The organism is Cloacibacillus sp. (assembly GCF_020860125.1).
Lineage (GTDB): Bacteria > Synergistota > Synergistia > Synergistales > Synergistaceae > Cloacibacillus.
Genome location: NZ_JAJBUX010000015.1, coordinates 22,750 through 45,295, shown reverse-complemented (window position 1 = coordinate 45,295; position 22,546 = coordinate 22,750). Strand labels below are relative to the sequence as shown.

21 protein-coding genes are annotated in these 22,546 nt (G+C 55.5%); 6 read left to right on the top strand and 15 right to left on the bottom strand.

What is annotated here, in order from left to right; all coding sequences use genetic code 11:
* Nucleotides 1-184: 184 nt before the first annotated feature.
* Nucleotides 185-1,807: a lectin like domain-containing protein gene (locus LIO98_RS01910; protein ID WP_291952796.1), complete on the bottom strand. Its 1,623-nt coding sequence runs from the start codon at nt 1,805-1,807 to the stop codon at nt 185-187.
* A gap of 347 nt (nt 1,808-2,154) precedes the next feature.
* Here LIO98_RS01910 and LIO98_RS01905 point away from each other — a divergent pair, with 347 nt between their 5' ends.
* Complete coding sequence (locus tag LIO98_RS01905; RefSeq protein WP_291952794.1) at nt 2,155-2,313, top strand: hypothetical protein; 159 nt, start codon at nt 2,155-2,157, stop codon at nt 2,311-2,313.
* A 61-nt stretch (nt 2,314-2,374) separates the two neighbouring features.
* Here the strand turns inward: LIO98_RS01905 and LIO98_RS01900 are convergent, their stop codons facing one another.
* From LIO98_RS01900 to LIO98_RS01890, 3 genes are read right to left on the bottom strand one after another with little or no spacing between them, the layout of a single operon-like run.
* Nucleotides 2,375-2,962 (bottom strand): DUF1847 domain-containing protein, encoded by a 588-nt coding sequence (locus tag LIO98_RS01900; protein WP_291952792.1) that lies wholly within the window; start codon nt 2,960-2,962, stop codon nt 2,375-2,377.
* 3 nt (nt 2,963-2,965) lie between these two features.
* The gene (locus LIO98_RS01895) at nt 2,966-3,871 is read right to left on the bottom strand and encodes an RluA family pseudouridine synthase (protein WP_291952789.1); all 906 of its coding nucleotides are present in this window, start codon (nt 3,869-3,871) and stop codon (nt 2,966-2,968) included.
* Nucleotide 3,872: 1 nt separating this feature from the next.
* Nucleotides 3,873-4,886, bottom strand: coding sequence for an HD domain-containing protein (locus LIO98_RS01890; RefSeq protein ID WP_291952787.1), 1,014 nt, complete (start codon nt 4,884-4,886; stop codon nt 3,873-3,875).
* A 251-nt stretch (nt 4,887-5,137) separates the two neighbouring features.
* On the opposite strand from LIO98_RS01890, the gene LIO98_RS01885 reads away from it, so the two are divergent.
* The 3 genes from LIO98_RS01885 (at nt 5,138) to LIO98_RS01875 (ending at nt 9,184) form a co-directional block, all read left to right on the top strand.
* Nucleotides 5,138-6,343 (top strand): PLP-dependent aminotransferase family protein, encoded by a 1,206-nt coding sequence (locus tag LIO98_RS01885; RefSeq protein ID WP_291952785.1) that lies wholly within the window; start codon nt 5,138-5,140, stop codon nt 6,341-6,343.
* Between the two features lie 168 nt (nt 6,344-6,511).
* Complete coding sequence (mnmE, locus tag LIO98_RS01880; protein WP_291952783.1) at nt 6,512-7,873, top strand: tRNA uridine-5-carboxymethylaminomethyl(34) synthesis GTPase MnmE; 1,362 nt, start codon at nt 6,512-6,514, stop codon at nt 7,871-7,873.
* A gap of 57 nt (nt 7,874-7,930) precedes the next feature.
* A complete protein-coding gene (locus LIO98_RS01875) occupies nt 7,931-9,184 on the top strand; it encodes an acyltransferase domain-containing protein (protein ID WP_291952781.1) in 1,254 nt (417 codons plus the stop codon).
* A gap of 246 nt (nt 9,185-9,430) precedes the next feature.
* On the opposite strand, the gene proS is transcribed toward LIO98_RS01875, so the two are convergent.
* Nucleotides 9,431-10,873 carry a proline--tRNA ligase gene (gene proS / locus LIO98_RS01870; protein ID WP_291952779.1) on the bottom strand — a complete coding sequence of 481 codons (1,443 nt, stop codon included), beginning with the start codon at nt 10,871-10,873 and terminating at the stop codon, nt 9,431-9,433.
* Nucleotides 10,874-11,238: 365 nt separating this feature from the next.
* Between proS and LIO98_RS01865 the strand changes: the two genes are divergently transcribed.
* Entirely contained in the window at nt 11,239-11,547 is a 309-nt protein-coding gene (locus LIO98_RS01865; protein ID WP_291952777.1) for a YerC/YecD family TrpR-related protein, read from the top strand.
* A gap of 11 nt (nt 11,548-11,558) precedes the next feature.
* Entirely contained in the window at nt 11,559-12,080 is a 522-nt protein-coding gene (locus LIO98_RS01860; protein WP_291952775.1) for a hypothetical protein, read from the top strand.
* On the opposite strand, the gene LIO98_RS01855 is transcribed toward LIO98_RS01860, so the two are convergent.
* The 10 genes from LIO98_RS01855 to LIO98_RS01810 form a co-directional block, all read right to left on the bottom strand.
* Entirely contained in the window at nt 12,072-12,506 is a 435-nt protein-coding gene (locus tag LIO98_RS01855) for an endonuclease (protein WP_291952773.1), read from the bottom strand. The genes LIO98_RS01860 and LIO98_RS01855 overlap by 9 nt on opposite strands.
* The gene (locus LIO98_RS01850; RefSeq protein ID WP_291952771.1) at nt 12,490-13,392 is read right to left on the bottom strand and encodes a lysophospholipid acyltransferase family protein; all 903 of its coding nucleotides are present in this window, start codon (nt 13,390-13,392) and stop codon (nt 12,490-12,492) included. The genes LIO98_RS01855 and LIO98_RS01850 overlap by 17 nt, the downstream gene beginning before the upstream one ends.
* A 12-nt stretch (nt 13,393-13,404) precedes the next feature.
* Complete coding sequence (locus tag LIO98_RS01845; RefSeq protein WP_291952769.1) at nt 13,405-13,899, bottom strand: AbrB family transcriptional regulator; 495 nt, start codon at nt 13,897-13,899, stop codon at nt 13,405-13,407.
* 94 nt (nt 13,900-13,993) lie between these two features.
* The gene (locus tag LIO98_RS01840) at nt 13,994-15,979 is read right to left on the bottom strand and encodes a TRAP transporter permease (RefSeq protein WP_291952767.1); all 1,986 of its coding nucleotides are present in this window, start codon (nt 15,977-15,979) and stop codon (nt 13,994-13,996) included.
* An 84-nt stretch (nt 15,980-16,063) separates the two neighbouring features.
* The gene (locus LIO98_RS01835; protein ID WP_291952765.1) at nt 16,064-17,011 is read right to left on the bottom strand and encodes a TAXI family TRAP transporter solute-binding subunit; all 948 of its coding nucleotides are present in this window, start codon (nt 17,009-17,011) and stop codon (nt 16,064-16,066) included.
* A gap of 349 nt (nt 17,012-17,360) precedes the next feature.
* Nucleotides 17,361-18,314: a TAXI family TRAP transporter solute-binding subunit gene (locus LIO98_RS01830; RefSeq protein WP_291952762.1), complete on the bottom strand. Its 954-nt coding sequence runs from the start codon at nt 18,312-18,314 to the stop codon at nt 17,361-17,363.
* 359 nt (nt 18,315-18,673) lie between these two features.
* Nucleotides 18,674-19,237, bottom strand: a complete 564-nt coding sequence (locus tag LIO98_RS01825) for a Fe-S-containing hydro-lyase (RefSeq protein WP_291952761.1) — start codon at nt 19,235-19,237, stop codon at nt 18,674-18,676.
* A complete protein-coding gene (locus LIO98_RS01820) occupies nt 19,230-20,105 on the bottom strand; it encodes a fumarate hydratase (RefSeq protein ID WP_291952759.1) in 876 nt (291 codons plus the stop codon). The genes LIO98_RS01825 and LIO98_RS01820 overlap by 8 nt, the downstream gene beginning before the upstream one ends.
* Before the next feature lie 11 nt (nt 20,106-20,116).
* Nucleotides 20,117-21,361: an MFS transporter gene (locus LIO98_RS01815; RefSeq protein ID WP_291952757.1), complete on the bottom strand. Its 1,245-nt coding sequence runs from the start codon at nt 21,359-21,361 to the stop codon at nt 20,117-20,119.
* 341 nt (nt 21,362-21,702) lie between these two features.
* A complete protein-coding gene (locus tag LIO98_RS01810; RefSeq protein WP_291952755.1) occupies nt 21,703-22,521 on the bottom strand; it encodes a nitrilase-related carbon-nitrogen hydrolase in 819 nt (272 codons plus the stop codon).
* Nucleotides 22,522-22,546: the final 25 nt, after the last annotated feature.

Below are 22,546 nucleotides of genomic sequence, written 5' to 3'. Positions count from 1 at the left end.
CTACCCAAAAATAGTAAAGATATTTTTTTAAACATAATAGTGTTATTGCTTGTATGTTTGTCAAACATACACCGCACAACTTTTACCGTCGCTGTTTTATCAAATATGCGCGCAAAAAGATCAATACAAAAATGAATGACGGAGGAATTTTACTCCGTCATTCGTCTGTAATATTATGAAAAAATTAACTTCTCTTTTTGAGGATTATGGGAACCAGCACCAAAAGCGCCAATGCCGCAAAACCCGCGCTGCAGCCGCCGCTGGAATGAGCAGACTCAGGCGTCGCGAAGGCCTTGAGGCAGACGTTCATTGCATCCGTGTTCGGATCTGAAACATCCTCGAAGGTAACGCCGCCGTCAATGGAGACCCAGCTCTGCCCACGTTCGGAGCTGGCTTTTTCAGAATACTTCGATAGCGCGTATTCACCAGGAACCAAAAAGTCGGTAAGGTCGGACGAGGTTTTTACCACGACAGAAAATTTCTCCCCTTTTACGACTTTCACCGGCGCGTCAAGTTCCACGGTGTTATATCCAGGCGCCTTGACCGTGACCGAAGCCGTCCTCGCCAGTTTACCGCTTACCGGCGAACCGTCACAGCCGGTATATATTTTTATCTCGCATGGCTGATCCGGCGCTGTCGTGTAAAACGCTACCGAATTTACGGACTCGTACGCACCGGCGGTAAAAATATTAGCAAAATAGACTTCATTTTTTCCCCTTTCACCTAAAAAGCCCACCAGCCCAAGGGGATCGTATTGGTATATCTTTTCATCAACCGGCGCTGACACAGTATCAAAGACCACGACGTTACAGAGCGTCCCCTCTTCGTATGATACATGGAAATAGCCCTTGTCTCCCCAGCCAGCGCCCCAGCTGTTGCGCACGAGCCAGGCGCCATTTTCTCTCGGGCGGTTACCATCATTAAAATTTTCTTTTGGGTAATCATCGTCCCAGCCGACGATAGTTATATCATGATTCACCGTGGAATAATCACTCCTTAAATAGTAGGCGAAATTATCTTTATTAAAGGCGTCATCATCCCAATAAAACCTTGCCAACACCACCCCGTACGCCATTATCGTCTCTTTAACCAGCTGTCTTCTTTCTGCCGCTTTCTGGACGTCTATATTGAGGTAGAGAGCATTCTTAAGCTTCCATTCCCTCTCCATCACGTTAGGAACATAAACATCATTCGATCCGACCGGCGTCGCCACCTTCAAACCGCTCACAGAACCGGTGCCGCGCGATAGCAGCGCCACAGCTAGCCAGGGACTGCCGCCAGCGTCATAATATGCTTCATCAGATGAATTTGTGAATCCAGGTTTGAGCGAGGATTCGTCATTATAGGCGAAATATGTCAGATACCATTCGGAAAGGTCGATATCGGACGAGGAAGCCAGCCTTTTGCCGATAAGATTGAATTCCGTCGCCGCCATAGCCGCATATGTCCAGCAGTTGCCAAAAGGATACTGATTACGTACCGGCGGCATCGACGTCCGAAGGTCATAGCTGGCCGGGAGTGTGGCTAATGCGCTCTTTATGGCCATGGAATCAGGCGCGACGCTATAAACAACGCCATTCAGATGGCTCCAGTTTACGGGAGAGGGAGCGTAGCCATAATTCGATTTTTGGGTTGCTGAGAGCGCTTTAGCATTTGCCGCGGTTTCACGGGCGTCGCGCCATTTTACAAAATCCGGGTTCAGAGGCGCGGCTTTGAGGGCCGCCGCGGCCGGAACGACGTATATCAGAGCTGTAACCAGTATCATTATCACAAAAACGACAGATTTTCTTTGGAAAAGTTTACTCATAATGTTGCCTCCCTTTTTCGACCAAAAAGCATAACAGTAAACTTACGCGTTATTTTCCGCTTACAAACAGTGACAGTTTTAGAAAACGCCCCCGTTTCCTGCAGCAAAACAACTAATACGTACCATTCATACGCATCCAGTCTTTTGCCCCATTTTGTGTGTGAGAGTATCATTTGACCAATGGGTGAATAGTATAATATTTGCCAAAAATAGTAAAGGTATTTTTTAAACATGATAGTTCTATTATCAGAGGTATATAGAATTTGCCGCCTTCCTCCGAAAATTTGAATGCTGCCATAAAAGAACAACACAAAAGAAAAAATCGGAGTATTTACTGCTAAAGAATAATGACGCAGGAGCAGCTGGCCGAGGCAGGCGATACAACCGATATATCAAAGGAGGTCTGCGCGCTTCTGCGCTGGGTACCGCTGGAGACAAAGATAAAGATACTGAATTATGCGAAAGATATGAAGAGGCTATCAGAGCTATCGCCAAAGAGAGGCTGAGCGGCGGCAATAAAAATGGGAGGCGTGGAAAAATCTCCCGCCTCCCATTTTTTATTGGACTTTATTCAGTTTCCTGGTTCTTTGCCTCTTTCATCATCCGCTTGAAGATCGCCGAACAGTAGAGCGCGCCAAGCGGGTTGTGGGCGATGACGCGGTCTTTCGCGGCAACCGGCACCACCGGCGCCTGAGAGTATTTTATGAAGAGCGCGTCGTGGCCGACGCAGAGGCCAAGCAACAGGTTAAGGTCTGTATTCGCCGCGTTGAGCACCTCAGCCTGTTCTATCGGGTTGCAGGATATCGGACCAACCTTGTCGCTCTCCATCGCCCCCATCTCAGACTTTCCCACGCCGCAGACCTTACAGTTCACGGTAGAGATCTCGAAGTAGTTTTCCAGTATCTGCGAGAGTTTGGCCGCCTCTTCCGAGAGGGCGGCACAGAAAGCGATACCAAGTTTTTTGTATCCCATCTTCCGCGAGAAGAGTATGATCTCCTGAATACGGTTGATCTCCCCGTAATATTCGGCCTCCACCTCGGAGGCGGCGCGCATCATGCGCCTGTCCTCAAGATCTGCGTACAGCGCCGCGGCATCACAGGCGGTGCAGGCCATTCCGTCCCGGCATGGTTTTTCCGTACAGCGGTCACACCTCATCTATTAAGCACCTTCTTCGTATTTTTTCATATCCGCCGGCAGCGGCGCGGTCACGGCGACGCCGCGCAGCCTGACCGGCAGCTCCGCGTCCTCGGGAAATATTACCGTCCGCGCGTGAAGCAGAGGGCGCTTCGCGCCGCGCCCGCTTCCATATTTTGTATCCCCCACGATCGGATGCCCGATCGCCGCCAGGTGTACGCGCGCCTGATGAGGACGTCCGGTGACAAGTTCGGCCTCAACCACGCTGCGCATTCCGGCGGTAGAAAGTCTTCTGTAAAGCGTAAGGGCTGGCTGTCCATCTCTGTCAGGACGGACGGTATTGGCGGCGCCGTCCTTCAAAAGCGGCAGGTCGACACGTCCAGATTCGTCGGCGATGCCCTCGACCACCGCGTGGTAGAGCTTTCTTATTTTATGTTCGCGTATCAGCTCCGCGAGATGCCGCTGCGCCGCGCCCGTGAGCGCGATTATCACCGCGCCGGTGGTGTTGCGGTCCAGCCGCTGCACCGTCGCCGGCCGGTAATCGCTGCGGCTCCAGCCCAGCTCCGCGAGGGCCCGCATGATGAGCGAATCCCCGCCTTTCACGTCGGGCTGTGTGAGCAGCCCCGCCGGTTTGTTCACCACCCAAAGGTAATCGTCGCGGTAAAGGGTCTCCAGCGGCGGCTTTTTCGCGGCAGTTCCTGTTCCGCCGTCTATTTTCGCCCCGCCCGCCTCTTCTTCCCACGGCACATATAGGCGCTGTCCCTCTTCAAGGCGCGCATCGGCCTTTGTCTTTTTACCGTCGAGGCGCACATCGCCGGTGCGCACCGCCTTCATGATCGCCCCAAGGGGCACCTGCGGCCAGAGTGTGCGCAGTACGCGGTCGACGCGGCGACCGTCGTTGTCCGCGGAAATTATTAGCTCCGCACCCATTTTACCTCTTCCAGAACCTGCGCTGCGTGGAGTTGTTCCAGGCCGATATCGGCTGGTCGTCGGTGAGGTTTTTAACAGAGTCGTTCCAGCAGAACATACGGAAGTCAAGTTCGTCGGCGGAGGAGACTATCATCGCCTCCGGCGTCGCGGGGACGACGGGCGAACCGAACTCGCGCTGTCCGTGATGGGAGAGCAGGATATGGCCAAGGTGCATGCGCGTCTTCTCGGTGAGCCCGTACTGCGCCGCAAGCTCGTTGAAGCGCATGTATCCCTGCGCGACGTGGTCGAGCAGCGCCCCCTCGACGGTCATTTCGGGGACGGATATCATCCTGTAGGAGTCCAGCTTGCCGATGTCGTGCAGCAGCGCTCCAGCGACGACTATATCGATATCGACATCGTAACCGGCGGTCCTCATTGACTCCGCCATCGATTTCGCGCACTCCGCGACGGAGAGCGTGTGTTCCAGCAGGCCGTTCGCGTAGGCATGGTGGTGGCTCATCGCCGCCGGCCAGTCGCGGAAGCGGCTCCAGAGTTCTCCGGTGAATACTTTACGCAGAAAATCGCCAGCCTCGCCGCCGCAGCCCTTTACAAGCGCCTCAAAGCGGCCGGTCAGCTCCTCGATCGGAATCGGCGAGCGCGGCAGATAGCCCACGGGCGGATATTTCTCCTGGCTGAGCAGCGTCAGTTTGTTAAAGTTGAACTGAAGCTGGCCGCGGTATTCCGCGACCTTGCCGTTTATGCCGACGGTCTTTCCCGCAAGCTGCAATATTTTCTCAGCCGGCAGGCGGTCGTCGGCGCTCTGAGGCTCGGCCTCGGATTTATCAAGCCACTGCGCGTCCGACCAGACCTTCGCTTCGATACTTCCGAATGAATCGGAGACGGTTACGTCATAGTATGATTTTCCATTTTTATCGCTCTTCTGCGAGAGCGCGCTTACGACAAATATCGCCTTGAAGAGGCTGCCCGCCGGAAGTTTTCGTACCTCCTGGCTGTTAAGCAGCAAATTAGCAGTCATTGTCCATCTTCCTTCCTTGAAAACAAAATCATATACCGTTATGATATCATCTTTTTCTCCTACATATCATCTAATCTTCTCAATTATTTTGCCCATCCGGCCACCGATAGTATCCAGTAAGTCACATGAGAGAGGCGAATATAAACAATAGAACTCATTGTACGGACAATTAATACATCAGCCCTTCGTACCACATACTTCATGTAAAGCGTGTATAATACACTTATACCTTACTTTGGAGGGATTTTTCTATGAGTACAGTAAATTGGGACGCAAGACTTTCAGAGATAGCGCTAAATGTTAAACCGTCGCCGATACGCGCGCTTCTTAAGTATACCAAGACACCCGGCGTCATCTCATTTGCCGGCGGAAATCCCGACCCCGCGGTATTCCCCGTGGCGGAATTCGCGGAGGCCTCACAGATACTGAGCCGCGAGGGTAAGGACGTCCTGCAGTACGGCGCCACGAACGGCTATGACCCGCTTAAGGAATATATCTCAAAGTGGATGGCCCCGCGCATGGGACGTGAGACAAAGCTCGATGAAATGCTGATCACTACCGGGTCGCAGGAGGGCATGGACCTTCTCTGTTCCGTGCTGCTCAACGACGGCGACACGATCATCGTCGAAGGACCGACATACCCCGGAGCGCTGCACGTGATGCGCAACCGCGGCGCGCGCTTTCTCTCCGTGCCATGCGACAAGGACGGGCTTTGCGTAGACCTGCTGCCAGGAGTCATCGAACAGGGGCGCAAGGACGGACATAAAATCAAATTCATCTATTCGATCGTAAACTTCCAGAACCCCTCTGGAGCGACGCTCTCCAAGGAACGCCGCGCCAAGCTGCTGGAGATCGCCGAGAAGTACGACCTGATAATCTTTGAGGACGACCCCTACGGACACCTCCGCTACAACGGGGAGCATGTACCGACGATCTTCTCGATGGATAAGAGCGGCCGCGTGGTCTATGCCTGCTCCTTCTCGAAGATACTGGCCCCCGGCACACGCGTGGCATGGATCGTCGGCGCGCCGGAGCTGATTCAGAAGATGGTGATGATAAAGCAGGGCACGAACCTCTGCACAAGCGTCGTCGCCCAGGCCCTCGTCTATGAGTACTGCCGCCTCGGCCACCTCGACGGCTTCCTGCCGAAGATCATCGCCCACTACAGCAAGAAACGTGACGCGATGGACGCCGCCTTCAAAAAGCATCTGCCCGCCAACACCCGCTACCATACGCCGGAGGGCGGATTCTTCTTCTGGCTCCAGGTACCCGGCGTTGATTCGACAAAGCTCTTCATGAAGGCGATCGACCACGGAGTGGCGTTCGTCACCGGCCCGGCCTTCTACGCCGAGGATGGAGAGGGGCTCGACTATATGCGCACCTGCTTCACCTTCGCGCAGCCGGAGGAGATCGAAGAGGGCGCGAAACGCCTCGCCGCCGCCATCAAGGAGCTCTAGAGGTTTAGGCTCACAATAAGCGACAGACACTTAAGATTAACGCCGGACGGATTTACGCCGTCCGGCGTTTTATTTACAGGGCGGCACCTCAATGTTAGACTAAGATTACCAACGCCGGCATACGGCGGAGTAATTTATTTTAAATGACGGGATATAGGAGCGCATAGAATGGCAGAAGATACGATTACGGCGCTGGCCACGGCATGGGGCGAGGGCGGCATCGCGATAGTGAGAGTTTCCGGCGGGGAGAGCGCGGCTATCATTGACAAAATATTCCGCGCCAAACGGCGCTTTTTCGAGCAGCCCGCGCGCTGCATGACGCTGGGAACGCTGCACACGAAAGACGGGACTCTCTTTGACGAGGTGCTTGCCGTGCGCTTTGAGCGGGGAAACAGTTATACAGGCGAAGATAGCGCGGAGATACACTGTCATGGCGGCGTGCTCCCGGCGCAGCGCTGTATCGAGGAGCTCTGTTCGCTGGGGGCTAGGATGGCCCTGCCCGGCGAATTCACGAGGCGGGCCTTCATTAATGGCCGCATCGACCTCGCGCAGGCGGAGGCGGTCGCCGGCATCATTAAGGCGCGCAGCGACGAGGCGCTGACCGCGTCGGCAAGGTCGCTGCAGGGATCATTCACGGAAAAGATACGGGGACTTATGGAGAGGCTGACCGCGCTGGCCGCGGCGCTTGAGGTCGACCTTGACTTCCCCGAGGAGGGAGAGGGCTTCATCACCAAGGGCGAAAGCGCCGGACGCCTCGATGAGCTCATCGCAGAGTGCGAGGAGCTCATCTCCCGTTGCCGCAGCGGCATGCTGCTGCGCGATGGGCTGCGCGCCGCGATCATCGGGCGGCCAAATGTGGGAAAATCATCGCTGCTGAACGCCCTGCTCGCGGAGAACCGCGCGATCGTCACAGCGACGCCGGGCACAACACGCGACAGTATCGAGGAGACCTTCATTTATAAGGGGCTGCCGGTGAGGATAATCGACACCGCCGGTATCCGTGAGACAACCGACGAAATCGAGGAGATAGGCGTGCAGCGCTCGCTCAAATCGATGGATGAGGCCGATATCATCCTGCGGGTGATAGACAGCTCGGAGGGCAATCTCACGATGGAGGCGGCGCTGCCCGCCGCCGTGAAGAGGCAGATCATCATCCTGAACAAGAGCGACCTCCCCGCGAAAGTAACCGAGGCCGATATCGAGGCGCATTTCCCCGACCATCCGCGCATCGCCGTCTCCGCCGCCAACGGAAGCGGGCTTGACGAGCTGAAGGAGCTCATTCTTAAGACGGCGCTCTCCGGCGGAGAGCTTGCCGGAGGTTATTCCGTCACCGCGCGGCAGATGGAGTGCCTTACAAGGACAAAAGAGGCGCTGTCGGCCGCCGTAGGGGCGCTCTCTTCCGGTATAGGAGACGATCTCGTCCTCTCCTGCCTCTTCGATGCCAGAGTCCAGCTGTCGTCGCTGCTCGGCATCGACGCGAGCGAAGATCTGCTTGACAAGATATTCAGCAGTTTCTGTGTCGGCAAGTAATTCTGTCCCGGTTTTTGTCTTGATAAAGATGCCGTTCTGCCAACTTTAGCGTAAAAGATGGAACATATAAAGGAAAACGACGCAAAAATATACGCCGTATCCGCGGACGATAACACCGCGCTGGTTTCTCGCTGCGTATGGCTTGCCAAGCGTCTGGAAGCCGGAGAGAATCCGCGCCTGCTCTTTGGCGGCGACAGGGCGGACAGAGGACCATACCGAAGGGCCTTCGCGGTCTCGGAGATAGAAGAGGCCGTCGAAGCGCTGAATACCTTTCCTCCGAAAATGCGAAAAAAGCTAAAACTCGTTTTCGCGATGCCGGGGCAGGGCTCGGCCGGTCCCATTCCGGTCGAATCGCTCTGCGCGGAGCTGCCGGTCTTCCGCGAGTATATTGAACGCGCTCAGCGCGTGCTCGGCCGGCAGGGACGGCTTTCCGCGAAGGAGATCCTCTCGCGCGGCAGGGCGCGCAGCAGCATGGATGAGCAGCTCTTCGTCCTCATCTATGGCACGGCGCTCGCGATGCAGTACCGCGCGTGGGGAGCAGAACCGGATATGGTGATCGCACATTCCCTCGGGGAGCTGATGGCGCTGGTCGTCTGCGGCATGGCCTCCTACGAGGAGATGCTCTGTTTCGTCTGCCGGCGCGCGCTGATCATTGATTCCCTCGCGGAGTCCGGCGCGATGGCCCATGTCGCGGCGGATGCCGCGGAAATTTTCCGAATGACTACAGCGTATGGCGGGAAACTCTCCGTCGCCGCCGTCAACAGCCGCAGCTCCGTCGTCGTCTCCGGCGAGCTCAGGGCTCTCTCCAGCTTTGAGAGGGAGCTCGACCGCCGGACGATACCGCACAGAAGGCTGCGCGTGCCGAAGGCGGCCCATTCCGCAATAATGGAGCCGGCGCTCGCGCCGATTGAGGCGCTTGCCTTTCCAACCCTTCGGGATGGCTGCTGTCCGCTCTTCTCATCCGTTACCGGCGCGCAGCTTACGGCTCGTGAGGCGGAAGCCCCGGTGTGGCGCCGGCGGCACTGCCGCGGAACGGTACGTTTCGATCTCGCCCTCGCCGCGTTATCAGAAACTTTAGGGGACAGCGACTCCTTCTTCATAGAGTTTGGGGTCCATCGCGTGCTGACGGCGGCAGGTATAAAAACACTGCCTGACAGCAGATGGTACGGAGCCTCATCGATGGCCCGCTATCATGAAAACCGTTCCCCAGAATACTGCTTCAAACGTGGAATACTGGAGACTCTCGCCGCGCTGTGGGAGTGTAATATCCTCTCTGAAATTCAACCCGCTTTGCCGGTATGTTACCAATAAAAACTTTTTCGCGGAATATCAAAGAATAAACAGAATCCTCACCGAAGAAGCGGCCTCACGCGTCCCCAACGGATACCGGTACCGCGTGCGGCTGATTATATTCCAAATAGCGTGCCGCCCTGCCGCACTTCATAATCGGCGGCTTTCCTTGCGAGAGACAAAGAAATCCCAGCCATAACAAAAAGCGCAGCGCGGACCTTCCACCGGCTCCGCGCTGCGCTTTCTTTTATGCTCTGTTTTTAATGTTTAGTAGGCCTTCGCGAAAATCGCCTTTCTCGCGCCCTCTTTACCGGTGTAGAAGCACTTGCCGCGCTCCTCTGCGTGGGCGAAGGGGAAGCAGCGCGGCGTCGCGCCGGTGGCCTCTTTGATGGCCTTTTCGTCCTCTTTTGAACCTCCGAAGAACACCTCGATGAAGCCGCCCTTCTCCTCAAGGAGCCGCTTGAATTCTTCCATGTTTTCCGCCTTGTGTGTGTTGGCGATACGGAACTCAAGGGCGCGGTTGTAGAGGTTCCGCTGTATATCTTCAAGCAGCGCGGGTATCGCCGTCGGCGCGTCGGCCCAGGCGATGTCCATCTTTTCGCCGGTATCGCGGCGCACTACGCGCAGCTTCTCCGCCGCGTATTCCTTTTCGCCAAGTTCAAGGCGAAGCGGCACGCCCTTCTGAAGGTGCGAGAAGAAACGGTCTCCGGGGCGCATATGGAACTGCGTGTCTACGTTTACGAAACGTCCGCCAAGCGCCTCGTTGAGCGCCGCCTTGAGTTCGGCGGCCTTCGGCATCAGCTCTTTATCGATCTTCTCGCCGCTCGTCGAGATGGGGACGATGACCGCCTTGACGGGAGCAATACGCGGCGGCAGCACAAGGCCGTCATTGTCCGCGTGGGTCATGATGATCGCTCCGATGAGGCGCGTGGAAACGCCCCAGCTCGTAGTATAGGCAAATTCCATTTCGCCGTCCCTGTTCTGGAACTGTATCTCAAACGCCTTCGCGAAGTTCTGCCCGAGGTAGTGGCTCGTACCGGCCTGCAGCGCCTTCTTGTCGCTCATCATCGTCTCGCAGGTGTAGGTATTGTCGGCTCCGGGGAAACGTTCTCCCTCTGTCTTCTCTCCCTCAAGAACTGGCAGCGCGAGATAGTCTGTCATGATGCGGCGGTAGACCTCTAGCATACGCAGTGTCTCCTCGACGGCCTCCTCTTTGCCGGCGTGGGCCGTGTGCCCCTCCTGCCAGAGAAACTCGGAGGTACGGAGGAAGAGGCGCGGGCGCTTTTCCCAGCGCATGACGTTGCACCACTGATTTATCAGGATCGGCAGATCGCGCCACGACTGGACCCATTTGCTGTACATGTAGCCGATGACGGTCTCCGAGGTTGGACGCACGATGAGCGGCTCCTCAAGCTCCTCGCCGCCGGCGTGGGTGACGACGGCGCACTCGGGGGCGAAGCCCTCGACATGCTCCGCCTCTTTGGAGAGGAAAGACTGCGGAATGAGCAGCGGGAAGGCGGCATTGACATGTCCGGTCTCTTTGAAGGCGTCGTCAAAATGTTTCTGCACAAGTTCCCATACGGCGTAACCGGTCGGCCGCACGACCATACAGCCCCGCACCGGCGCGTAGTCAGCCATTTCCGCGACGCGGATGACGTCGAGATACCACTGTGAATAATCTTTTTCCTTCGGTGTAATGTTTTTAGCCATCTATAATAGTTCCTCCGATCGGGTTATAACACCCTGGTTATTCCGTTGCTTTGCCTCTTTGAGCATTTACTTTCCTTTTTACAGTCGTTTTGTATTTTACCACTCTTTTGACAAAATTTGCGATAGGGAATACAGACATCGCAGACTAAACACATAAATATATCCGGCACCCCGTCATCCCCTCAGCGGTTCCGGCGGCTGTATATCTATATTACAGCTTGATAGATTTGTTCTGCCGATATTGCCTTTTCCTTATGCGTATAAAAATCACTTTAGTACATTAAGCCAACTTGACATTTCCACAATTTGGCGTATCCTTTTTAATATAGTCCCTGATTAAAGTTCTAAAATACGGAGGCAAAACTATGTCAAACCAGTGGAAAGATGAATTCACCGACCAGCTTTGCGATTCCATAGTCGCCATTACAGACCGTGACGAGGCATACCGTTTTCTTGAGGATGTCGCCACCTTTTCGGAGATCAAAGCGTTCTCGCAGAGACTCCAGGTCGCCAGCCTTCTCATCAAGGGTTTTTCCTATCCGCAGATCGTACAGGCCACCGGAGCAAGCACCGCGACGATCAGCCGCGTTAAGAAATTTGTCGAATATGGCGCCGACGGCTACCGCGACGTGCTGCGTAAGCTTGAAGCGATGAAGGCAAGCGAAGAGAAGTAGTCCCCGGCAAAATGCCTAAGAAGAGAAAAATTTTTCTGCCCTTCGCACCCTCCGACCTATCAGGGATATCTGAGCTGGTTATGGACGGAGAGGTTTATTATACCTACGCTGACGCGGAGATGGCGCCGGGGCTGGAGAAGCGGCTTAACGAAGTCGCCCGCTGCGCGGGAGGCTGTGTAACGGCGGAGATGACGCTTGAGGCGATAGCGCCGTCGGTCGTCAGCTGCGCGGAGAGCCTTGGAGCCATTGAGAGGCTCGTCTACGCGCCGGAGCTTACGGCGAAGGGAGAGCTCTTCCTCGACCTCATTGAGGAGGACTTCGCGGCGCACACGGCGGCGGTAAACGGGCTCTTTATGCTCTGTAAATGCGCTCTGCCCTATATGATGGGCGGAGAATCTCCCGAGATCATCGTCGTACGGCCGCGTGAACAGAAAAATCTCACCTCCGACATGTATGACGCGGCGGTCTCGGCCATCGCGGAGAGCATGAACAATGAGCTCGCGGAGTACGGCGTTCGCGTAAGGTTAAGCTGAAAAACCCGCCGCCCTCAAAATGATGGCGTAGGCGGCAAGATCATCAATGTTTCTTGGCGGCGTGCGCAGCGAGAGCGGGATAAGCTTCATGATCCCGCCCGGCGGGTGCAGCCGCCAAAATATTTTCCTCGCCTCAAGCGTCGTGCCATATTCATCCGTCTCGCTGTATTCAAAGGGGAATTCCTTCGCGAACTCTCTTGAAGAGGTACCGTCGCCGATGCAGATTTTTTCGGCGCGGCGTCCTTCGATGTTTTTTATGCCGCCCTCCTGGCGCCATTCTTCCAGAAGTCTCCACTCGCCTCTCTCAAAGGCTTTGGCGAGGACTGCGCGCTTATCTGCGGGGATTATCGCGGAAAAAAGCAGCGTATCACCCTCGGCGAAGGCTACGCCGATCTTCCAGCGTCCGGGGTCAATCCCCGCAATCATCAAAGGTGCCCCTCTCAACGGATTCCCACCGTGGATACATCCACAGCCACTGATCGGGATACTCGCGGATGCCGTCTGATATGACCGCGTTCAAGTCATCGGTGCTCGCTTGGATATCCTTGCCGAAAGGTTCGCCGTTCCGCCCCTTCATCGGCGGAGAGAATTTCAGATCAAAGGTTATGCCGTTCGGCCGGCGTACACAGATACCGGGAATGACGTCACAGCCAAGCTTCGCGGCGAGCTTCGCGGGACCTACGGGCGTACTGGCCGGCGAGCCAAGAAATGGCGAGACCACCCCCGCCCTTTTTGCGTCCTGATCCACGGGGACGGCGATGATCTCACCGTTCTGCAGCGCCTTCATCATCGCTCTCAGGTCGTTGGCCTTGCCGAGCGCCTTAGAACCGCCGGCGCGCCGCAGCTCCTTAATTAACTCGGTGATGCGGTCGTCGCGCTGGTCGGTGCCGAGGGAATTTATCGGCAGTCCCTGGTGGGCAAGCCAGCAGGCGGCGTATTCCCAGTTGCCGATATGCGCGGTGGCAAGTATCGCGCCGCGCTTCGATTCCACCGCGTCAAAAATGTATTCGTGGCCGCTGCAGCGGACCAGAGAGTCCATCTTGTCCGCCATGACAGGCATTCGCGCGAACTCCGCGGCGGCGCGGCCAAAGTGATTGTAAGAGCCAAGCACGATCTCCCGCGCCCTTTCACGCGATACGCCTAGTATCTTCGCGCAGCGATCCTGAGCCTCGGAAACCTTCCGGGAGGAGAAGCGTGCCACAAGGGAACCCAGCGCCCCGCCAAGCGCGACCGCCCTTTCGTGCGGCAGCGCGCAGGCCAGTTTTCTGAATATATTGAGCGAATGCCATATTAGCGGCTGACTTTGTGCCATTCAGTTTTCCTTTCAGTGTCGTACGATTATATTGGCGAGGATCGGCACCACGACAAGCACAGTGACTATCCGGCAAATGTTGAACAGTACGGAGATCGCGGGATTCGCGCCGATGTCCACCGCCACCACGGCGATACCGGTGAGACCGCCAGGCGTCGTCGCGAATAGTGAGGTGAGAAAGTCCATATCACAGAAATGGGCGAAGAGCCAGGCCAGCCCCAGTGTAAAAACAAGAAGCAGCAGGCTGTAGGCGATCGCCGCGGGAAGATACTTGGGCAATTCCTTTAAGGAGGAAAAATCACTTCCGCGAACCAGAACGTAGGCTACAAGCGCCTGGGAAAGATAAGAAAGCCAATCTATCTTCGGGTCAAGTCCCATCGTGAAAAAAGCTTTAACTATGAGGCCTCCGAGGAGGCCGCCCACCATCGCTCCGGCGGGAAAGTTCAATTTATAACCGATGCCGCTGCCGAGAGCGACGGCGAATATTGTATAAAACTGCGAGGACATTGACCACACCTCCTATCCCGGTAGATTATTATACAATAAAAAGCGGCCTCTTCCATGCGGGAAGAGGCCGTATGCGATATTTATTTACATCCCGCTATGCGGAAGCTCCCTCTAAATCCTCCGAGGACGAGTCGTCATGGACGCTCTTTTTGAAATAGATCATCACGACGACGATGCCGGCCATCGCGGCGACGCTGATCCAGAAGTCGTGATAGATGGAAAGCAGCGCGAGTATGCCGAATACGACCCGTTCGTAGGCTTTAAGGTCCCTGAAGAACCAGCCTTCAAACGAACCGGCAAGCGTTATAACACCAAACAGCGCCGATACGACAAGGACTGTGAGGTCTACTATTTCAACATTCTGCAGCAACAGCATTGGGTTGTAGACGAAGCAGTAAGGCAGCAGGTAGGAGGCCAGCGCGATCCGCGTCGCCGTTATGCCGGTCTTCGCGGGACTCGCGCCCGCGATGCCCGCGCCGGTGAAGGCGGCAAGACAGACCGGCGGCGTCAGGTCGGCCATAATGCCAAAGTAGAAGACGAAGAGATGCGCCGAGAGAGGCAGCACCTTCATGCCGATCAGCGCCGGAGCGATGATCGTGCTGCAGACGATATAGTTTGCCGTCGTCGGCAGTCCCATTCCGAGGACGAGGCAGGCGACCATCGCCATAACCAGCGTTAAGACCAGGTTTCCGCCGGATATGTCAATTATATTGTTGGAAATTGTAAGCCCCAGCGAGGTCAGCGACGAAGTGCCGACGATGAATCCCACGAGAGCGCAGGCCAGCGCCACGCCAAGGCCGCCGCGGGCGCCCTCCACAAGCGCGTTGAAATTGTCCTTCAGCGTCATCCGCGTATTTTTCTTCAGAGAACTCACGATGATGACCGCTACCACACCGATAAAACCGGCGCGCAGCGGAGTATATTTCATCAGCAGCGTGATGATGACGACGATCACTGGTACCAGCAGATGGCCGTCGCTTCTCATTACCTCTTTCACCGACGGCAAGTCGCTCTTGGGAATGCCGCGCAGCTTCTTTTTGCGGGCCCTGATATGGACGTTCGTGAATATCGCCGTGTAATAGATGAGGGCGGGGATAATCGCCGCCGCGGCGATCGAAAGATAGGGTATGTTGAGGAACTCGCTCATGATGAAGGCTCCCGCCCCCATGATCGGCGGCATCAGCTGGCCGCCGGTAGAGGCGCAGGCCTCGACTGCACCGGCGTAGTATGGCGCGTAGCCGACCCGCTTCATAAGCGGGATGGTGAAGGTCCCCGTCGTCGCGACGTTGGCGACCGAAGAGCCGTTTATCGTACCGAGCAGCCCCGAGGCGACGACCGCCACCTTGGCCGGGCCTCCCGGCTTGCTGCCGGCGATGGCAAGCGCAAGTTCGTTGAAGAACTTAGCGCCGCCGCTCTGCGACAGATAGGCGCCAAATATTATAAACACGATGACGAAGGTCGCCGACACACCGAGCGCTAGCCCGAAGATTCCCTCGGGCGTCAGGTACATATGCTGTATTATGCGGCTCAGAGAGTACCCGCGTATCTGAAATATTCCCGGCGCGTAATTCCCGAAGTAGCAATAGGCCAGGAAAATCACGCTCATACAGGGCAGGACGTTTCCTACGACGCGGCGTCCGGCCTCAAGGACAAGCAGGATCGCGGCGATGCCGAGGTATATCTCATAGTCGATCGGTTCCGCGCCGCGGCGCGCGATATCGTTGAAGAAGAAGACGATGTATCCTGTGACACCTCCGGCGGCGATGGCCAGCAGCCAATCGTACCACGGAGTTTTCAGCTTTGAAGATTTTTTCGTCGCGGGAAAGAGAATGAATACCGCGACGATCGCAAAGGTAAGGTGTACCGCGCGCTGAATAGTGATAGGCATCGTCGCGATACCGGCGGTGTAGAGGTGAAAGAGCGCCATGGCGGCGAGCCAGAGGGAGATGAATATTCCCTGCGCGCCCGTCAGCCTGCGGTAGCGGCTCTCGGCGTCATATTTTTCCACGAGGCTGCTTACCTGCGCCTCGTCCATACTGACGTCCTCCAATAAAGATTTGTTATGTTTTTTATCTTCCATATACTTTCCTCCTAAAAACTGGCGAAAGAAGGCGCGGGAGTTTTAAGCTCCCGCGCGGTCTGGTCTAAAATTGTTCGCTGTAAGTTATTTAACCGCGCCGATCTCTTTGTAATACTTAAGGGCACCGGGATGGATCGGGACCTGGATGTATTTCAGGTTCTCGGGCGACATTGAGGAAAGTCTCGAAGATACATTGAGGATATCCTGCTTCTTCTCATAAAGGACCTTCGTCATCTGATAGGCTGTCTCGGCATCGAGCTTGTCATTCGTTATGAGGACATTCCAGCTCGCCATTACCTTGACGGGTTTTGTCTGCCCCTTGTAAGTGTTAGCGGGAATATCAAAGGGCAGATAATAGGGAAGCTCCTTGCAAAGCTTGTCTATCACTTCCGGCTCGAAATCACGGAGCTCCGCGGTGCCAAGCGTCGCTATCTCCACCACGCCGGCGATGCCGAGCGCTCCGACCGTGAGGCCGGCGTCGATATTCTTATCGGCGAAGGCGGAGGCGGTGTCGGAGAGACCAAGATTCTCGGCCTTGATATCCTTGTCGGGGTCGATACCGTTTGCCTTGAGAAGAGTACGGACCGTTACCTCCGTACCGCTGCCGACGGCGCCGACAGAAACGCGCTTGCCCTTAAGGTCTTTGATGCTCTTTATATTGCTGCCTTTGGCCACAAGGAAATGTATCGGCTCCGCGTAGAGGGGTGCGAGGCCGCAAAGGTTTTTCATCGCTTTGCCCTCAAAGGCTCCCTTGCCCTCGTAGGCGAAGAAATAAAGCCCGTCCGCAAATATCACCTCAGCCTCGCCCTTGCCGAGCAGCGCTAGGTTCTGCGCCGTGCCGCCGGTAGACTGGGCATTTGCCTTCATACCGGAAATGCTGGAGTTCCAAACCTTAGCCATCGCCGCGCCGACCGGGTAATAGGTACCTCCGGTAGAGCCGGTGCCGATATTGATGAAAGTCGCCGCCGAAGCCGCGGCCGCAAATGATACGATGAGAGCCGTTACCAATGCCAGTTTGATGAAATTCTTCATAAATGATACATCCCCTTTTGAATCGAATTTTTGTTGGGCGATACCTCTAAAAACTAGCCTCCTTTCGTATTGAAAAGCTGAAGACGCTTGATCATGGATACCAAATGATTGTTTTCTAATTATAATGACTCACCCATGAAATACAAAAAGCAATATGTCTAAATCTAATTTTACATCTTTTTATATAATAACGGTGCAAATTAAGTATACAGCGTATATAATAGAGTGTTGAAATCTTCGGTTTCAATATTTCTCTCAATAATGCTAAATACCATTTGTGAATTTTCTCTGACAAATTCGCGCCGGGGCCGCAAAGCTCTCCGGCGCGAATTAAAACTGTGCCCGCAGGCTATTTCACCGCGCCGATCTCCCGGTAAAATTTAAGGGCTCCGGGGTGCAGCGGTATCCTGATATCCTTCACATGCTTCGGGTCCATGGCGTTCATTCTGGCGCTGATCACCACCAAATCGTCCTTATGCAGGAAGAGGGCCTTCGTCATTTCATATACGGCAGCCTCGTCAAGCTTCTCGTCAACCGCGAGGATGTTCGGGCTGCTGAAGGTCTTAACGTCGCGTCTCTGCCCCTTGTAACTTCCAGCCGGTATCGTAAGCGGAGCGAAATATGGCGTGGTCTCGATCATCTTTTTAACGACCGCGTCGGGAACATCTATAAGTTCGGCGATCCCCAGCGTCATTGGCTCGACAACGCTTGAAATGCCGATCGCCCCCACCGTGATCGCCGCGTCTATCTGCCTGTCCTGCAGCGCCGCCACCGATTCGCTGTGTCCGAGATGATCCTTTTTGATATCGGCGGGGTCAATGCCGGCGTTTTTAAAAAGGTTGTCGGAGGTAAGCTCCACGCTTCCGCCGACGGCGCCCACCGATACTCGCCTGCCCTTCAGGTCGGCAATACTCTTTATGCCGGAACCTTTACGCACGACGACATGTATCGCCTCAGGATACAGCGGGGCCATCGCGCGCATAAACTTCTTCGGCGTGCCCTTGTAGCTGTCCCGCCCGTTATAGGCGTCATAATAGAGGCCGTCGGCAAAGATGACCTGTGCCTCTCCGTTTTCCATCAACTGGATATTGTTGCGGGTACCGCCGCTGGACTGGGCATTCGCCCTCATATCCGTGATGCCAGAGTTCCATATCTTCGCTATACCCGCGCCGACAGGGTAGTAAGTTCCTCCGGTGGGGCCCGTGCCAATATTTACAAACTGTGCGGCCGCTGCCGGAAGCGCGGCGGCCGTTAGCGCTAGGACCGCCACCAGTGACAATATTATTTTTGTTGCCTTGCTCATCAATTTTCCTCCTGTTGTTCAGCAAATCTTCGATATTCCAAACCCAATAGCATCCGCGACGCAAAGACAACCGGCTTTTACGCAAGCACAATGACATACACCTGCCGTATCACGGTGAACTACGATCAAGAGCGGACTGGATATCTGAAAACTTAAACTACAGGATCACAGGGAGAAGAAAGAGACGGGGACCGCATGTTCCACTCCCATTACAGCCGCTCTCGCTCCGGCGCACTCCGTGCGCCGCCGGAAAACGGCCTGTCAAAGGCTTACAGAATACATATGGTCACCCCCCTCCTGAAAAACTCAAGAAACTTGTAAAATTATAATGCGTATTTCATTAAAGTCTTTGTTCAATATCACAGAAAGCTCTTCCGCGCCTCCTCGGGGCCGCTCTCGTAAAGATTTTCCCCGTGGCAGTCGGCGAGCACGACAAGCGGCATATCCTCAATCTCAAGCCGCAGGACCGCCTCGGGACCGAGATCATCGTAGGCGACGCGCTCGGCACTCTTTACCGAATCAGCGAGCAGTACCGCGGTGCCTCCAGTAGCGCCGAAATATACGGCCTTATGTTCCCTTATGGCCGCCAGCACCTCCGGAGAGCGCTTTCCCTTGCCGATCATGCCGCGCAGCCCCTTCGAGAGCAGCAGAGGCGTATAGGGGTCCATACGGCCGCTCGTCGTCGGTCCGATGGGACCGATCACCGCCCCGGGAGGCGTAGGCGCGGGGCCCGCGTAATAGATCACTTCATTGTCGATGGAAAAGGGAGGCTCGCCGCCGCCCTTAAAGGCCTCCGCGATCCTCTTGTGCGCCGCGTCACGCCCCACAAGAATCTTCCCCGAAAGCCTCACTATATCTCCGGCGTGGAGCGCCTCCACATCCTCGTCGCTGAGCGGCAGTCTTATATGCTTGACCTCAATCATTTTCCACCCTCCCCTCCAATCTTCCGTGCGCATGGCGCAGCGCATGGCAGCAGAGATTGACCGCCACCGGCATTCCCGCGATATGCGTTGGGCGGGTGACGATATGGGCGTCAAGCGCCGTCACCGTGCCGCCGATACCCGCGGGGCCGATACCCAAGCGGTTGACCTCACGCAGTATGCGCTCCTCCATCTGCGCATAGGCGGAGACCTCGTGACGTTCGCCGCAGGGCTTTAGCAGAGCCTCTTTCGCGGCGAGCGGCGCGGTCTCAAAATTTCCGCCGATGCCGACGCCGATCACCACCGGCGGACAGGGATTCGAGCCCGCCTGCTCCACCGTCTCCACGACGGCCCTTATCACGCCGTCGACGCCGTCCGCCGGCTTAAGCATATATATGCGGCTCATATTCTCGCTGCCCATACCCTTTGGCGTTATCGTGATATCAAGAGCGTGCCCCGGCACGACGCGCCAGTGGATCACCGCAGGCGTGTTGTCGCCGCTGTTCCTGCGGTCGATGAGCGGATCGGAGACAACGGATTTGCGCAGATAACCGTTGCGGTAAGCCTTGCGCACGCCCTCGTTTATCGCCTCTTCAAGACCGCCGCCCTCCACGTGCAGATCCTGCCCAAGCTCAATGAACAAAACCGCCATGCCGCAGTCCTGGCAGATCGGCATATATTTTTCGGCGGCAAGCTCCGCGTTCCGTATGATCTCATCATAGGTCGAACGGGCCAGCGGCATCTTCTCCGCCGCGCGGGCCTCGGTAAGCGCCCGCTTTACCTCCTCCGGCAGATACATATTGGCGGTGAGCGCAAGCTCACAGACCTTCTCCGTCACCGCCTCTGCCGCTATCCTGTATATCTTCGACATATCGCGCCTCCTTATCGGCTGTTGTCCCTTTTCATTCCATAATAATACCAGATATAGGAGGCTAAATTAAAGACCACGACGACGGCGAGGCTCATCTGATATCCCGCCGGGGAGAAATGCCCCTCGCTGACGGGATACAGGTCGATCACCACGCCTATGAACCACTGAACAATGAAAGAAAAAAGAAAGATGGTGAAGTTCAGCAGTGATAGCACGCGGCCAATCTCGTCACCCGCATACATCGTGCGCGTTATCGGAAAAGAGATCATCGTCATCGTCGAGAGGAACATCACGATGCCCCACAGCGGAGCCGCGCATCTGCCGTTTATCAGCGTTATCGCCGCCAGCACAAAGGTCAGCAGCACGCCGGATAACAGATAAAGCTGCTCCCAGGTGAGCCAGCCCCTGCTTTTGAACCATCCCGCAAGGATACCGTTGCCAAAGTAACCGAGGGCAGCGCCGCCGAAGGCCAGCATCATATACATCCCCGCCTCGCTGACCTCCATTCCCGCAACATCGAGCATCCACGGTCCCACCCAAAGATAGAGAAAGGCGAACATCACGCTCTGCGCCGCCGTCACCGTCGGCGCTACGAGCCAGAAACGGCGGTCGCCAAAGAAGCCGAACATCTTCCACAGCTGCTTTACAAATGAATCCACTTTCACAGCGCCTCCGGGCCTGTCATTAGGGACGACGAACCAGACCAGCGACGCACTGCAAAGACAGACGGCGGCAAGCATGACGAACACCTGCCGCCATCCGAACAGACCGAAGGCCACCGAGATCGGCCGCGTGGCAAACATGCCGCCAAGTCCGCCCATCAGAGACTGGACGCTGTAGACCAGCGGGAGCCTCTCTGCGGGCAGCCACGAGGCGTAGGCCTTAAAGGCCGCCATGAGGCTGCCTGAGAGGCCGATACCGATAAGCGCGCGGGAGAGGGCCAGCGCCGCAAAACCCTCCGCCGCGGCGAATACCAGCGCGCCGGCGACGGCAAATAGCAGCATCGGCACGAGCGTGGCGCGGGCTCCGTACCTGTCAAGAAAGACGCCGAGTGGAAACTGAGCGAGTCCGAAAAATATCAGATATATGGAACTCATGAAGCCAAGATCGGAGGGAGAAAGCGTAAATTCCGTAACCAGCATCGGCGCCATCGTCGCGTTGGCGCTGCCGAGGAATACCGACAGGAAATACCCAACCCCAAATGGAATAAAAAGCCGCAGAAAAAGCGGCGTGAGCAAAATGTTTTTATCTTTCAAAATGCCCCTCCTATATGTCATTGACTAAGAAGATATTATATATCACTTTAGCATTGGCAGAGAAATTACCATTGCCAAGCCCCCATGATCAATACCATAAACTTATTATCTGTATAATACAGACTCCACAGAGGTATGCCGCCGAGCCGCTGCTGAATATGATCCGGAAACCGTGCAATATCCCACTGCTGCTGTTTTCCTGCTCATTTTGAGGCTTTACAAACGATTATTCCGTAGATTTTTTCGCTAACATTCCACATCAAGGAGAATAAAAAGAGGCCGCCAAAAGTGTAATTCACAATGACAGCCCCTTCCCTTATCTCCGATGCTACATAAAGAAACTATTTACAAAGATCGCCGTAAAGATGCGGCAGCCGTTTTTCAAAAACCTTGAGAAACTGCCTGTTTTCGTTTATGTTTGTAACATCCACTTCGGCAAACTTTCCGTCACGCGTGCCGCTGCAAGAGGCAAGCACATCGCCGGTCGGCGACGACACGAAGGACTCGCCTCCGAAATCAATGTCGCCGGAATAGTCACAGTTATTTACCGCCACGGTAAAGAACATATTTTCTATTGCATGGGCGCGTATCATCGTCCGGTAGAGGTCCATACGGGAGCGTGTCCACTGACTGCAGATAAACAGCGTCTCCACTCCCTTCAGGGCATATACGCGGATCCACTCAGGGAAACGGATATCATAACAGATAAGGCTCCCGCAGGTGATGCCGTCCATATCAAATATACAGGGCTTTTCTCCATGCTCAAATACTCCGTCTTCTACCGTTATGAAAGGTACGAGGTGAATTTTGTCGTAATATGTGACCAGTTCGCCACCGGGATTGACTATCAGGGCTCTGTTGTAATACTTCCCGTTATCTTCCGCCATCACGGAACCACCGGTAAACCAACAGCCGTATTTCTTTGCCAGGCGTCCAAGGAACTCCGTCGTCTCCGCCGCATTTCTGTCAGCCAGCTTCGGAACGATATCAAGCGCGTAGCCGGTATCCCAAAGCTCCGGGAGAACAAGTGCGGTCGTAATATCCGCCGGTCTGTAATACTCGGAGAGCCAGCGCTCAACACTCTCCATATTCGCCCGTCTGTCTCCGAGAACGACCGGAATCTGGACGAGCCCCGCTCTAAATTTTTTTTCTGAACTCATACGATCACCACTTTTTAGAAATTTA

Excerpts from the sequence above, each read along its gene's own strand:
- LIO98_RS01910 (WP_291952796.1), bottom strand. The coding sequence starts at position 1,807 with ATGAGTAAACTTTTCCAAAGAAAATCTGTCGTTTTTGTGATAATGATA.
- LIO98_RS01905 (WP_291952794.1), top strand. The coding sequence starts at position 2,155 with ATGACGCAGGAGCAGCTGGCCGAGGCAGGCGATACAACCGATATATCA.
- LIO98_RS01900 (WP_291952792.1), bottom strand. The coding sequence starts at position 2,962 with ATGAGGTGTGACCGCTGTACGGAAAAACCATGCCGGGACGGAATGGCC.
- LIO98_RS01895 (WP_291952789.1), bottom strand. The coding sequence starts at position 3,871 with ATGGGTGCGGAGCTAATAATTTCCGCGGACAACGACGGTCGCCGCGTC.
- LIO98_RS01890 (WP_291952787.1), bottom strand. The coding sequence starts at position 4,886 with ATGACTGCTAATTTGCTGCTTAACAGCCAGGAGGTACGAAAACTTCCG.
- LIO98_RS01885 (WP_291952785.1), top strand. The coding sequence starts at position 5,138 with ATGAGTACAGTAAATTGGGACGCAAGACTTTCAGAGATAGCGCTAAAT.
- mnmE (WP_291952783.1), top strand. The coding sequence starts at position 6,512 with ATGGCAGAAGATACGATTACGGCGCTGGCCACGGCATGGGGCGAGGGC.
- LIO98_RS01875 (WP_291952781.1), top strand. The coding sequence starts at position 7,931 with ATGGAACATATAAAGGAAAACGACGCAAAAATATACGCCGTATCCGCG.
- proS (WP_291952779.1), bottom strand. The coding sequence starts at position 10,873 with ATGGCTAAAAACATTACACCGAAGGAAAAAGATTATTCACAGTGGTAT.
- LIO98_RS01865 (WP_291952777.1), top strand. The coding sequence starts at position 11,239 with ATGTCAAACCAGTGGAAAGATGAATTCACCGACCAGCTTTGCGATTCC.
- LIO98_RS01860 (WP_291952775.1), top strand. The coding sequence starts at position 11,559 with ATGCCTAAGAAGAGAAAAATTTTTCTGCCCTTCGCACCCTCCGACCTA.
- LIO98_RS01855 (WP_291952773.1), bottom strand. The coding sequence starts at position 12,506 with ATGATTGCGGGGATTGACCCCGGACGCTGGAAGATCGGCGTAGCCTTC.
- LIO98_RS01850 (WP_291952771.1), bottom strand. The coding sequence starts at position 13,392 with ATGGCACAAAGTCAGCCGCTAATATGGCATTCGCTCAATATATTCAGA.
- LIO98_RS01845 (WP_291952769.1), bottom strand. The coding sequence starts at position 13,899 with ATGTCCTCGCAGTTTTATACAATATTCGCCGTCGCTCTCGGCAGCGGC.
- LIO98_RS01840 (WP_291952767.1), bottom strand. The coding sequence starts at position 15,979 with ATGGAAGATAAAAAACATAACAAATCTTTATTGGAGGACGTCAGTATG.
- LIO98_RS01835 (WP_291952765.1), bottom strand. The coding sequence starts at position 17,011 with ATGAAGAATTTCATCAAACTGGCATTGGTAACGGCTCTCATCGTATCA.
- LIO98_RS01830 (WP_291952762.1), bottom strand. The coding sequence starts at position 18,314 with ATGAGCAAGGCAACAAAAATAATATTGTCACTGGTGGCGGTCCTAGCG.
- LIO98_RS01825 (WP_291952761.1), bottom strand. The coding sequence starts at position 19,237 with ATGATTGAGGTCAAGCATATAAGACTGCCGCTCAGCGACGAGGATGTG.
- LIO98_RS01820 (WP_291952759.1), bottom strand. The coding sequence starts at position 20,105 with ATGTCGAAGATATACAGGATAGCGGCAGAGGCGGTGACGGAGAAGGTC.
- LIO98_RS01810 (WP_291952755.1), bottom strand. The coding sequence starts at position 22,521 with ATGAGTTCAGAAAAAAAATTTAGAGCGGGGCTCGTCCAGATTCCGGTC.